Here is a 12,372-nt window from a genome sequence, read left to right as displayed (position 1 = left end):
TTGCTTCAAATAGCAAAGATAATTTACTCAAATTCAGTAATGATTTACCATCTTCTTTTACTCCCAAATTATTTGTAAATACTACCACACCCTTGTCAGTATTCGGAATAAAAGATTTTGAGTTGCGAAATCGAAATTTTTGTGTTAGTGAGGAAATGAATTGAATTTACAAATATTAAGCACTTATATCATTGCTTGTATTTTCATCATCTGTGCTCCTGGACCATCAGTTACTTACTTGATTACTACTAGTATTTCTAAAGGGAAGATAAGTGCCTATCGTACAATACCAGGTATTTTTTTGGGTGATCTTTCAGCTATGATTCTTTCTTTTGCAGGAGTAGGACTTTTAATTATAAATTTTCCTGTTTTCTATAACTTATTTAAATTATTTGGTATTGCTTATCTTATATATTTAGGGCTAAAAAGCATTTTTAGAAAAATCGAAAATTCTAATAATCAAGAGAAGTCTGCTCAAAAAAATTGGAAAACTGGATTTTTGCTAACTTTTTCAAATCCTAAGACTATATTATTTTTCTCATCATTTATCCCACAATTCATTAGTCCGCACAGCGATTACCTTTTTCAAGTTGCTTTGCTTGGTGGAATCTATCTTGTAATCGGCTTAGTAAATGATTTTACATATAGTACATTTGCCTTTTATGTTGGTAAATTATTGGGGGAAAATGCATCATATGTTGCAGCTAAAATTGGTGGTTTAGCAATGATTATTTCAGCCATTTTAGTTTTCTTTGAGCACAACTAAATTTTTTGCCCTTTTTTATCAGCATTTGTATTTCTCATATGCATTTTGTGAAATCAGTTGATTTAACAAAGTCAGTTTATACTGTAACGAATCGACTTTTTTATTTTGTCTACCAAAAATATTCTTCCGAAGTCTTTAAGCAAATCAAACAGTTCTGGCAAGCACATCGTAGGGCTATCACCTAAGTTTTGTTGACGAATTGTGGTCAATAGATTCTGGAATGGGATTTATCTAAGAGTTAATCGAATTTTATTCATGGAACAATTTCAAAAATAGTGCCTTGGTTAAAATCAGCCACTTTCATAGATCCATAAACCCCTAGATAGAGTTTGGTTTGCTCCAGATTTGTTCCTAAACTAACATAATAAGCGGATTGAGACCCAAAATTATAATTGGTTTCAATAACACTAAAATCATTTAGTTTACAATCTGCGCTTGCCCTGGTGTAGGCTAAAACCCCTCTAACGGGCGGTTGAGATTCTTCATTTCGAGCGAGATCGGTAAACACAAGGCTTCCCGTTAAATCGGGGATTTCATTCCCCATATATGGCTGGACTCCTGTAAGTGCAGTTGCTCCAAACTTATCGGGGCGGGGATCTTCATGAAAATAACTCGTTAGAGGCTGAAGACGTGGCACTGACGTTTTTACTGCTTCATCGTAATAAGCAATTGTTCGCTCTTCCAAAGTCGGATTTGCAGAGCACTCCTTTATTATCGAAGTAGGAAAAGTACCTTCCCAACCTCTCCAGCCAAAGTTAATAAATCCTTCTTGGTCCGGTTCAGAATTCATTGAAAAGGCTTGAGTAAGCTGAGTAACTGGTATGGGTTTATAATGAACGAATGAAAAAATAGTTTCTGCCAGATCCTGTCCGACATTTCCCACGTATTTTATATACTGTTTATAAAACCTTTGAAATGCAATGCCTGGTATATTGCGAACCCCTTTGGCAATTACCGTAAGCGTTTCTTGAATAGGTACGGGAAATTCATTAAAACGTGTAACTACAGGTGGATTATCGATGAATGTATGCTTAGTTACATCAATTTCAATGATTTTACCGGCGATTTCCATATCATCCTGGCTTAAATTAAATGGATCATAGCCTGATCCACCATCTCCGGTTGTTAAAACAAGTTTTCCTGTTTCAGGTGAAAAGTTTAAGCTATTGACCCCATTATGATTTAAAAAGGGTCTTCTTAAATTCATTAATGTTCGCCGTTTTAGAGATTGACCATTCGATTGTAAGCTCCATTCTTCAACTGTATCAATATGATCATAGTGAATGTCTCTATTTATCCATTTTAGGTTTAAGGTGCTGGAATCACACGGGTTAGGCATAAAAGGTTTAGTAAGAGCACCTGAACCTTGTGTTCCAGCTACTGAATAATGAAGATAGAATAGACCGTTATAATAAAATTCGGGATGAAAGGCTAACCCTAGCAATCCCCGTTCATCATAGCCACCACTAGAAGTACCTAGTTTTAAGATTTGCGAGCGAATATCTAAAAAAATATCTATAACTCCATTTCTTACACAAAAGATCTCTCCTACCTGGGTTGCAATAAATAAACTTTCGGTTGAGTCACCCGGAAGTATCGTTGTTTTCAAAACAGTGGGTAGATTTATCCTACTAACAATAGGCCGCAAACTCACTTTAACTTTTCTCAACGAACTTTACCGTCCTTTTTATTTTTTCTTATAAAAGCATATGATTAGAACTGTTCTATTAGTATTAAATTGCGGCTAGGTGATGATGTATTGCATGGATTTCCGCACCAGCATTGATGGAATCAAGGACTATATTTTGTGATGCGCTGTGTCACGTAAGTTGCTATATATGTTCGTGAACAAAACGATACGAACAAACAAAACTGAAGGGAGTGCAAACAAAAATGAATGGAGAACTGCATCAGGTATGTAAGATAGTTGCAAGCACAAAAAAAGCGCTAAAAGAGAACAAGAACATTGTCTTTGAGCCTTTCAAATATGAAAACGTCATTATTTTTCAATTTATTGAGAAAAAAACATGGCTTGGGAAAAAAGCTTTCAAAGCAAATAACGTTGTAGAATGGTATGATGAATGTAGGAAGCGTGGGTTGGAAGATATCAAACTCTTAACGCCGGTGAATGTAAAAAGCAGAAATTTGCTTGGATTCTCAAATGCAAAACAAAAACTATTGGTTTGTTTTTATAAAAATGGTCATGTAACTTTTTTTACAGCTCATTGGGATTTCCAGAGAGAAAAGCAATTATGGAACATCACCTATACAGAACATCCCTGGGATAATCCTAATCCACCTCGAGAAAAACCAAGCTTTGATGATAACACAGACGACTTTGTAAAGATTTTAAATGAAATAGAGGGATTTGCACGGATCATTGATTGTGATTCTTTTGCAGAGCTTTTTCATAAAGCCGCTCTTGCTGCAACGGGAGAGTTTACGGAAGAAACGAAAATGACGATCGCTTTGCCGGAGAAAAATTTGAAACTTTTTCGGGCAGCCAGTATTGCAGATGTTTTTGGTGCTATGAGTTCTTGGAATGATTCTCCGCCTTATATGGCTCATGAAAAAAATTTGGCCAAGCAATATGAAGATTTATCTATGGAATTATATAGACAGATGACTTTAGCGACGCTTTATGCTGTGAATGAATGGTAGTACACGCAAGATCAAGATAGATCTGTTACCTTATCGCAATGATAGGGCTGCCAATGCCGTACCAGCTTTAAGTCCAATCTTCGGATATTATTCTAACGTAGGAGGCATCGTATGGAGTTCAAGGCACCTCAAATCAATCTTTATGTTGACGACTTGGAGGCATCGAGAGCGTTTTATGAACATCTTGGTTTTAAGGTGAATTTTACAGCTGAAATTGACGGTAATGCGGTGCATCACGAGTTGTTATTGGATGGATTCACACTTGGCATTGCGACGAAAGAGTCCACAAAGGAAATCCATGGTTTAACGCCGGGCAAAAATTCGGGAAGTGAGCTTGTCTTTTGGGTAAAAAATACGGATACAGCCATCCATTATTTAATGGAAAAAGGTGCTGCGCTTTTGTCGGAGCCCCACGATTTTCTGGATCACCGTCTTCGAGCCGGCTGGGTACAAGATCCAGATGGAAATCCGATTCAAATTGTTTGTAAAAAAACAATTTGAGTCGGATTCTTTTTTGGGTCATTTATAATCAGGATCATCATAATCCGTTCTTATAACCCCATAAATAAGACTTGACCAAGTTAAGAACATTATCTACTATAGAAACTACTTCTGTTTGATTCCCTTAATTATTTTTGTAAATAGTTATGTCTGCCTCCTGGCCTTATAACTGACCAACACCCTCAATGAGCATTTGCTTTTTCACGGTGCTCAAATGTTTGTCTCTGAAAATGCACCAGCCTATGAATATCACAAATTTAGAAACAGGGGAGTACCCGTTTCAATAGTAAAGAAATGAGTGAGAAAAATGATTGGTACCTATTTTACATACACCCTGTTAGGACTCTCATTGGCTCTACCTGCAGGGGCAATGACTGTCGAAATGATGAAACAAGGATTAAAAAATGGATTTTTTCGTGGATGGTTTGTTGGTATTGGCGGCATGACCATCGATTTAACGTTGATCATTTTAATTTATTTAGGATTCTCTCCTTTTTTAACGCAGCCTTATATAAAAATGATCATGTGGTTTATTGGTTTTTTCTTTTTGCTGTACATTGGATATGACAGCATCAAAAATGCTAATAAAGACATTTTAACTAATGGAAAAGGAGAAGCGGTAAAACGCTCATTCTTCAATGCGTATATGAGTGGGTTAATGATTGCCGTTTCCCCAGCAAATATCGTTTTTTGGCTAGGAATATTTGGAACGGCATTGGCTACTTCTTTAGGGAGAGTGCATGGTATTGGGTTCTTCTTGGTGGCCGCGGGAATTCTCTCCGGGATTTTAATTCATGATCTGGGCTTGTTAATAATCGTCCAAATCAGTAGAAGGTTTATGAATCGAATAGTGATTAAATGGACATCGGTGATTGCGGGCATTATACTCCTTGGTTTTGCCTTATACTTTGGCTACGAATTTATATTGGGACTGAAGGATATGTTTTAAATGTAAGACCCAGCATCAGTGGATCACCGCTTCCGGAACAGCTCCATTGGAATTTATTAGGAACGTTCTACAAGCCTCATTAAAACAGAAAAGTGTCTCAAAGCCCTTTTTGACTTTGAGACACTTTTTGGATTATTTTCACCCTCATTAATCATGGACACACTCAAAGTGATAAACGGTATCGGCTTCATACATTGTGCCGGGACGCAGAATAATATTGCCGAAGCCTTCGTGGTGAATCGCATCGGGCATCATCTGTGCTTCGAGTGTTATGCCGCAATGGGGCTTCAATGGTTTGCCATCCATAATGATCTTGTCGGAAAGCGCGTTTCCTGAGTAGACAACGACGGCGTTGTTTGTCGTTGACATGGTGACTCGTCTTCCGCTCAGCGGTTCTTCCAGTATCGCGTTGGGCCCATCTCCGCGCTTATCAAGGAAGAAAGGATGATCGTAGCCGGTTACCAATTTATTTTGCGGATGATCAGAGTCAAATCCGTTTTTTATAGCTGTGCTTTTTATAAAGTTAAATGGTGTTCCCGTTATATCGATTAGTCTGCCTGTCGGTGTGCCATCTTCATGTATCTCACCGAATCGGTGACTTGCCAGTTGAAGCAGGTGATTATCGACGGTTCGTTCAAGCTCGCCGGACAAATTGAAGTAGACATGATTGGTCGGGTTGAACAATGTCGGCTTATCTGTCGTCGCTTCATAGTGCAGCTGCCACTCATTTTTCTGGTTTAAACTATAGGTAACAGAAGCGTTAAGATTACCGGGAAAACCGTTCGTTCCATCGGGACTGAAGAGATCGAAACGAACGCCGACTTGCTCCGCTTTTTTGAACGGGTGGCTTTCCCAAATCAATCGTTCAAAGCTATTAGGACCGCCATGATTGGTATTATTGCCGTCATTGAGAGGCAATTGATAATTCGCTCCATCTATTGAAAACTTGCCTGCAGTGATTCGACCGGCTACTCGGCCGACGGTCGCTCCAAAATAAGCATCTTCTTCCAGATAATCTTGAAAGCGACCGGATCCGATGACAATGTGAGCGATTTTTCCATGCTTATCGGGCATTTCAATGTCGGTAAGCGTTGCTCCGTAGTTCATCACGTTCAACTTCAGTCCGTTGTCGTTCGCCAGTGTGTATTGCCAAATGGTTTGATTATGAAATAAACCGAACTCAGTCTTAGAGACTTCCATACCGAGACGACCTCCTTTTCAAATCGACTGAAGAAAGTGCAGAAAAGCTGCCTGGCCCTTTTCGTCACGTTTATAAACCCCAGCATCTTCAAGCACGCGACCGAAGACTTTGCCAACTTCCTGATTCACGATCTGTTCAGCATTGTCCGCGTTCAGCTCCGGATGGCGCTGCTTGATCTGATCCGCCCAGTCACGATGATAGTCCATCATCTGATTTTTCCTTCCAAGCACATAAGCAACAACTTCCTTCAATTCCGGCTTCAACCGTGGAGGTAGGATTGCCAGGCCCATCACTTCGATTAAACCGATGTTTTCCTTCTTAATGTGCTGGACGTCTGGATGCGGATGAAAGATGCCGAGCGGATAGCTTTCTGATGTCTGATTGTCACGCAACACAAGATCAAGTTCATAGAGCTGTCCGCGCCGACGAGCGATTGGCGTAATGGTATGGTGCGATTCGCCATTGGTTTCCGCTCTCACGCCAACAGACTCATCAGAATAATGACGCCATTTATCGAGAATTATTGCTGACAGTTCAATTAATTTTTCCTTGTCTGCTCCGGTTAGTCGGATGACCGACATCGGCCATTTAACGATGCCGGCTTGGATCTCTTCAAAATGTTTAAACGAGACTGGCGTTTCAATTGGCGCTTTGGCCATTGGAAAGTCATGGCGTCCGCCTTGATAATGTTCGTGTGACAAAATGGATCCGCCAACGATTGGCAGGTCGGCATTGCTTCCGACAAAATAATGCGGGAAGCGATCAATGATGGTCAGCAGCCGGATAAACGTGTTGCGGTTGATGACCATTGGCTCATGCGCGCAATCAAGGAAAATGCAATGTTCGTTAAAGTAAGCGTAAGGGGAATATTGGAATCCCCATTCTTCATTAGCCAAATTCAGACGAATGATCCGATGATTGCTGCGGGCCGGATGGTTGACCCGACCGAAATAACCCTCGTTTTCCATGCATAACTGACAAAGTGGATAACCGCTGCTTGGCATTTTTTTTGCCAATGCAATCTGTTTTGGATCTTTTTCCGGTTTAGAAAGATTAATGGTGATTTCCAAGTCGCCGTATTCAGTCGGTGAAGAAAAAATGATGTTCTTCGCGATCGCTTTCGTTTTAATGTAGTCGTTCTCTTGGCATAACCGATAAAAATAGTCGGTGGCTGCTTCCGTTCCCTGATCCTCAGAAAATTGCCAAAAGGTTCGATTCACTTCCGACGGAGGCGGCGTGATGAAATTCATAAGCCGGGCGCCAAGTATGTCGCGTGCTCCTTGGTTATTGTCAATCCGCTGATTCTGAACCGCGAGTTCAACGAGATCGTCTTTAAGTGAAATCAGTTGGTCGTCGCTTGCTTTAGCTATGTCGTCAACATGTTCCTCGCCAACGAGTCCCAGAATTTGATTAAATAAATAGCCCTGGTCCATGCGCTCATAATGACTTTGCGCAATCACTTGGTCAATAAAATGAATAATTTCTTCTTTATAATTCATTGGAATAACTCCTATTCCTTATAGCCATCAGGATGTTTTTCATGCCATGTCCAGGCAGTGCGAATGATTTCATGAATATTGTCATATTGTGGCTTCCAATTTAGAATTTTGCGTGCCTTATCGCTGGCGGCGATTAGGGTATCCGGATCGCCGGGACGTCTTGGACCGATTTCAGCAGGAATGTCTCTGCCGGTTGCTTCACGCGCGGCTTCAAGAATCTGCTTGTTGGAGAAACCGGTGGCAGAACCCAAATTGAAGCAGTCGCTTTTTCCACCGTTTTTCAAATAGTTGGCAGCAAGGATGTGTGCGTCGGCTAAATCGACCACATGCACATAGTCCCGGACATTTGTTCCATCCGCTGTGTGGTAATCGTCGCCAAAGATGGTCAGCTTTGGGCGCTTTCCAACGGCCACTTGAAGAACGACAGGAATTAAATGTGTTTCTGGGTGATGATCTTCACCGATGCTTCCATCCGCTTTCGCTCCGGCAACATTGAAATAGCGCAACGCAACAAAATGAATGCCGTACGCTTGATCTGCCCAGCGGATCATTTTTTCCATGGTTAGCTTGCTTTCGCCATATGGATTGATCGGTACTTGCGGGTCGGTTTCTTCGATCAGCACCTTTTTCGGAATGCCATAGGTAGCGGCGGTGGAAGAGAAAACGATTCGCTTGACATCGAATTGATTCATCACTTCCAGAAGTGTGATCATGCCACCGATATTATTATCGAAGTACTTTAACGGTTTTTCCATAGACTCGCCGACGAGTGAGAAGGCGGCGAAATGGATGACCGTATCGATCGGTTCTTTTTCGAAAACATCGGTAAGGAATTTTTTGTCGCGGATGTCGCCTTCGTAAAAAGCGGCCTGCGGATGAACAGCTGCACGGTGGCCGGTCACCAGATTATCAACAACAACCACGGAATAGCCTTTTTCAATCAGACGATCGACGGTATGGGAGCCGATGTAGCCGGCTCCGCCTACAACCAAAATGGACATAAATGGTTCCTCCTATTATTCTGCTAATCTTTTTGCACCGTCAGCGATTTCAGCAATATAGAACGATGGCGCATAGCCAATTTTCTTTTCATAGGTTTCTCCGACATGTTTGGTGAACGCATCAACCTGTGACTTCTCAACAAGAGCAATCGCACATCCGCCAAAACCGGCTCCCGTCATGCGTGCGCCGAGGACGCCCTTTTCCTGCCAAGCCGCTTCAACAAGTGTATCCAGTTCATTTCCGGTCACTTCGTAATCGTACTTTAAGGATACATGCGAGGCATTGACCAATTTACCGAATGTCACGAGATCGTTTTGGATCAGTGCTTTTCTAGCCTTGATTGTCCGCTGGTTCTCGGATACGGCATGGCGCGCACGCTTGAGCAAGTTTTCTTTACTGATTAAATAAGCATTTTGGTCGAATGTATCATTATCCAGATCGCCAAGTGAATGGATAGGCAGCTGTGTTTGCAGCTCAGCCAGCGCTTCTTCACATTCGCTGCGTCGTTCATTGTACTTTGAGTCGGCAAGCTCACGCCGCTTGTTCGTGTTCATGATAATGATCACATGATCGTCAAGTTTGATGGGAATCCGATCGTAGTCCAATGTGTTGGTATCGAGCAAAAGGGCATGATCTGCTTTCCCCATTCCGACAGCAAACTGATCCATAATGCCTGAGTTTACACCAATAAAGTTATTTTCAACTTGCTTCCCTATTTTCACCAGTTCAACGCGATCGCAATTCAAGTCGAATAAATCGTTGATAATGACACCGGTGAGCAATTCAATTGACGCGGAAGAGGAGAGCCCGGCACCGTTCGGAATATTACCGTAGAAATAAATATTTAATCCCTTGTCAATTGAGTAGCCCTTCTCCTTGAGAAAATGAAGCACACCTTTCGGGAAGTTTGCCCAATTATCCTTCTTATCGTAGGACAAATTGTTGAGATCAAAAGAAATGATGCCTAATTTTCTAAAGTTCTCAGAGAATACGTTGATTTTCGTGTCATTTCTTTTCTGGGCAATGCCATAGGTTCCAAGTGTAATAGCACAGGGAAAAACGTGTCCGCCGTTATAATCGGTGTGCTCGCCGATCAAATTAATGCGTCCGGGAGCAAAATAGGCCGATGGATGATCATCGCCGAAAAGAGTCGCGTACGATTGCTTAAGCTTAGTTAAATCCATATCAATTACCACCTTATTTTACTAAAATTAACATCTAAAGCATACTTGATCATTTAGTTTTATGCAAGCCCTTTCATAATAAAATTTATTACTTATGTGCTTACAATAACCTTATAATACCAAAGTATATAGATAGAAAGGTTATATATACATAGATTCATGAAAAAATAAAAAAATGGTCTCGATAAATTTTACTAAAAAAGTATTGACAGTTAATGACATGGCGTATAACATCATAAATGTAAGCGGTAACAATATAATGATTTTTACTTTGTTGTTTATCTGAAGATAGAGAAATAACTCGAAAAGGCGTTCCCATTGTTTCGCCAAGTATCCAAGTATCTATTAAAAAGAAAGGTGGATTTTTTTATGGCAGCAGAGATAACCTATGACAAACAAAAGCAAGTCTTTCATCTGTCCAATCCGTTTCTCAGTTATCTGATGCAGGTTGATGAGCATGGTTTATTACAGCATTTATATTTTGGAAAACGAATACGAAACTATCATGATGGAAGAAGTTATCCCGGAAGTGATCGCGGATTTTCCGGTAATGTTCCTTCAGCAAGTCTTGATGAACAACCGGATCGAACGTATTCAAAGGACTTGATCCTACAAGAATATTCCGGAAACCAAACCGGAGATTATCGAGAAGCTGGGAGCATTATTCGATCGGATAATGGTTCGGTGACTGTGGATTGGCGATACAAAGGCTATGAAATTATTGAAGGCAAGCCGAGCTTAACGAAGCTGCCACACAGTTATGTTGAATCGAATGATGAAGCGACCACGCTGAATATCACGTTAGAGGATACAGTATTAAAAGTAGACGCAGTTTTAACCTATACCATTTACGCTGACCGATCCGTAATCACAAGATCAGTCAAGATGATCAACAAATCATCAGCCACTTACTACCTAGAAAAGATCGCCAGTGCTCAAATTGATTTCCCAAAACAAGATTTAGAAGTCATTAGTTTGCCAGGCGCACATGTACGGGAGAGGCAAATTGAACGGCAAAAAATCAAGCATGGCACGTATCGATTTGAAAGTCGCCGAGGTACTTCTTCCCATCATATGAATCCGTTTATCGCATTAGTTCATCCTGATACGACAGAACATCAAGGTGAAGCCTTTGGCGTGCAGCTTGTTTACTCTGGAAATCACCTCTTTAGCCTTAGTAAAGATTACATTGATCAAACGCGATTGATTGTTGGCATTAACGACTATAACTTCTCGTGGCAGTTAAAAGGGAATGCTGAATTCCAAACGCCGGAAGTTATTATGGTATATACACATAACGGATTAAATGATATGTCTCATACCTTTCATCATCTCTTGAGAGAAAGAGTAGCAAGGGGCAAGCATAAATTTGCTGAACGGCCGATTGTGATCAATAACTGGGAAGCAACATTTATGGATTTCGATACGAAGAAACTAAAATCAATTATTGATAAGGCTGCTGAAGTTGGCGTTGAAATGTTTGTATTAGACGACGGATGGTTCGGCTATCGCGATGACGACACGTCCTCATTAGGCGACTGGTATGAATATAAGACTAAGTTTGAGAATGGACTTGGTGGCATTGCGGACTATACACATGAAAAAGGCCTGAAATTTGGATTATGGTTTGAACCGGAAATGATTTCAAGAGATTCGGATCTGTTTCGCCAACACCCTGACTTTGCTTTGCAAGTACCCAATCGTGAAATGACGCTATCGAGAAGTCAATATGTCTTGGATTTTTCCAGATCGGAAATCGTTGATACGATTTATCAACAGATGATTAAAATTTTGGACCGTATTCCTATTGATTATATCAAGTGGGATATGAATAGACATTTGACCGAAGTCTGGTCCAGCGCTTACTCACCAGCGCAACAAGGGGAGATTTATCATCGTTATGTGTTAGGCTTATACGATTTAATGGGACGCTTGGTTGATCGTTATCCGAATATTCTGTGGGAAGGTTGCTCCGGGGGCGGAGGACGATTTGATGCAGGCATTTTGTATTATTTCCCGCAAACGTGGACTTCAGATAACACGGATGCAGTCGCTCGATTGAAAATACAGTATGGTACGAGTTTAGCTTATCCGATTTCGAATATGACTTCTCATATATCTGAATCGCCGAACCAGCAAACAGGGCGGAATACATCATTAGCAATACGTGGTGATGTCGCCATGAGTGGTGTGTTTGGGTATGAACTTAATCTTGATGAGTTACCGGAGGCTGAAATCGAGCAAGTCAAGCAACAAATTAAGTTTTATAAAAAGCACAGGAAATTAATTCAATATGGAAATTTTGTTCGTTTAGACAGCCCTTTTGAACACAACTCAGCGTCTTGGGCATTTATCTCTGAAGATCAGAAACAAGTGTTACTTTTTAACTTTAATATACTGTCTGAAGCCCAGCCGGAAATACCAATAACAAAGTTAAAAGGGCTTAAACCGGATAAGGATTATATCGAGCCTGAAACATCGGTCATTTATGGCGGTGATGAATTAATGAATGTTGGACTGTATCATTATCCGATTCAGCAAAGGGATTTTGTATCAAGCATTCGTTATTTTGAGGAATTGCAATAAATCACTTACTAAGTTTATTTTGG

General features: G+C 40.7%; 10 protein-coding genes. 5 read left to right on the top strand and 5 right to left on the bottom strand.

From position 1 onward, the window contains the following. The first annotated feature begins 160 nt into the window (after positions 1-160). Entirely contained in the window at positions 161-766 is a 606-nt protein-coding gene (locus P343_RS32805) for a LysE family translocator (RefSeq protein ID WP_023511136.1), read from the top strand. A gap of 253 nt (positions 767-1,019) precedes the next feature. Here P343_RS32805 and P343_RS32800 read toward each other — a convergent pair whose 3' ends face one another. Next, positions 1,020-2,435: a PQQ-dependent sugar dehydrogenase gene (locus P343_RS32800; RefSeq protein WP_023511135.1), complete on the bottom strand. Its 1,416-nt coding sequence runs from the start codon at positions 2,433-2,435 to the stop codon at positions 1,020-1,022. A 224-nt stretch (positions 2,436-2,659) separates the two neighbouring features. Between P343_RS32800 and P343_RS32795 the strand changes: the two genes are divergently transcribed. The 3 genes from P343_RS32795 (at position 2,660) to P343_RS32785 (ending at position 4,877) form a co-directional block, all read left to right on the top strand. Then, positions 2,660-3,427 (top strand): hypothetical protein, encoded by a 768-nt coding sequence (locus P343_RS32795; protein ID WP_023511134.1) that lies wholly within the window; start codon positions 2,660-2,662, stop codon positions 3,425-3,427. A 111-nt stretch (positions 3,428-3,538) separates the two neighbouring features. Further along, positions 3,539-3,928 carry a VOC family protein gene (locus P343_RS32790; protein WP_023511133.1) on the top strand — a complete coding sequence of 130 codons (390 nt, stop codon included), beginning with the start codon at positions 3,539-3,541 and terminating at the stop codon, positions 3,926-3,928. A 307-nt stretch (positions 3,929-4,235) separates the two neighbouring features. Next, positions 4,236-4,877 (top strand): LysE family transporter, encoded by a 642-nt coding sequence (locus P343_RS32785; RefSeq protein ID WP_023511132.1) that lies wholly within the window; start codon positions 4,236-4,238, stop codon positions 4,875-4,877. Positions 4,878-5,024: 147 nt separating this feature from the next. Here P343_RS32785 and P343_RS32780 read toward each other — a convergent pair whose 3' ends face one another. From P343_RS32780 to P343_RS32765, 4 genes are read right to left on the bottom strand one after another with little or no spacing between them, the layout of a single operon-like run. Beyond that, positions 5,025-6,077 carry an aldose epimerase family protein gene (locus P343_RS32780; protein ID WP_023511131.1) on the bottom strand — a complete coding sequence of 351 codons (1,053 nt, stop codon included), beginning with the start codon at positions 6,075-6,077 and terminating at the stop codon, positions 5,025-5,027. An 18-nt stretch (positions 6,078-6,095) separates the two neighbouring features. Further along, positions 6,096-7,577, bottom strand: a complete 1,482-nt coding sequence (galT, locus tag P343_RS32775) for a UDP-glucose--hexose-1-phosphate uridylyltransferase (protein ID WP_023511130.1) — start codon at positions 7,575-7,577, stop codon at positions 6,096-6,098. Positions 7,578-7,588: 11 nt separating this feature from the next. Beyond that, complete coding sequence (galE, locus tag P343_RS32770; protein ID WP_023511129.1) at positions 7,589-8,578, bottom strand: UDP-glucose 4-epimerase GalE; 990 nt, start codon at positions 8,576-8,578, stop codon at positions 7,589-7,591. Between the two features lie 15 nt (positions 8,579-8,593). Next, positions 8,594-9,763: a galactokinase gene (locus P343_RS32765; protein WP_023511128.1), complete on the bottom strand. Its 1,170-nt coding sequence runs from the start codon at positions 9,761-9,763 to the stop codon at positions 8,594-8,596. A gap of 369 nt (positions 9,764-10,132) precedes the next feature. Between P343_RS32765 and P343_RS32760 the strand changes: the two genes are divergently transcribed. Next, positions 10,133-12,349, top strand: coding sequence for an alpha-galactosidase (locus P343_RS32760; protein ID WP_023511127.1), 2,217 nt, complete (start codon positions 10,133-10,135; stop codon positions 12,347-12,349). Positions 12,350-12,372: the final 23 nt, after the last annotated feature.

This window comes from Sporolactobacillus laevolacticus DSM 442 (genome assembly GCF_000497245.1).
GTDB lineage: Bacteria > Bacillota > Bacilli > Bacillales > Sporolactobacillaceae > Sporolactobacillus > Sporolactobacillus laevolacticus.
Note: the sequence above shows the minus strand (reverse complement) of the source record. Positions and strands in the feature narration are given on the sequence as shown.

Excerpts from the sequence above, each read along its gene's own strand:
- galE (WP_023511129.1), bottom strand. The coding sequence starts at position 8,578 with ATGTCCATTTTGGTTGTAGGCGGAGCCGGCTACATCGGCTCCCATACC.
- P343_RS32795 (WP_023511134.1), top strand. The coding sequence starts at position 2,660 with ATGAATGGAGAACTGCATCAGGTATGTAAGATAGTTGCAAGCACAAAA.
- P343_RS32760 (WP_023511127.1), top strand. The coding sequence starts at position 10,133 with ATGGCAGCAGAGATAACCTATGACAAACAAAAGCAAGTCTTTCATCTG.
- P343_RS32780 (WP_023511131.1), bottom strand. The coding sequence starts at position 6,077 with ATGGAAGTCTCTAAGACTGAGTTCGGTTTATTTCATAATCAAACCATT.
- P343_RS32790 (WP_023511133.1), top strand. The coding sequence starts at position 3,539 with ATGGAGTTCAAGGCACCTCAAATCAATCTTTATGTTGACGACTTGGAG.
- P343_RS32765 (WP_023511128.1), bottom strand. The coding sequence starts at position 9,763 with ATGGATTTAACTAAGCTTAAGCAATCGTACGCGACTCTTTTCGGCGAT.
- galT (WP_023511130.1), bottom strand. The coding sequence starts at position 7,577 with ATGAATTATAAAGAAGAAATTATTCATTTTATTGACCAAGTGATTGCG.
- P343_RS32785 (WP_023511132.1), top strand. The coding sequence starts at position 4,236 with ATGATTGGTACCTATTTTACATACACCCTGTTAGGACTCTCATTGGCT.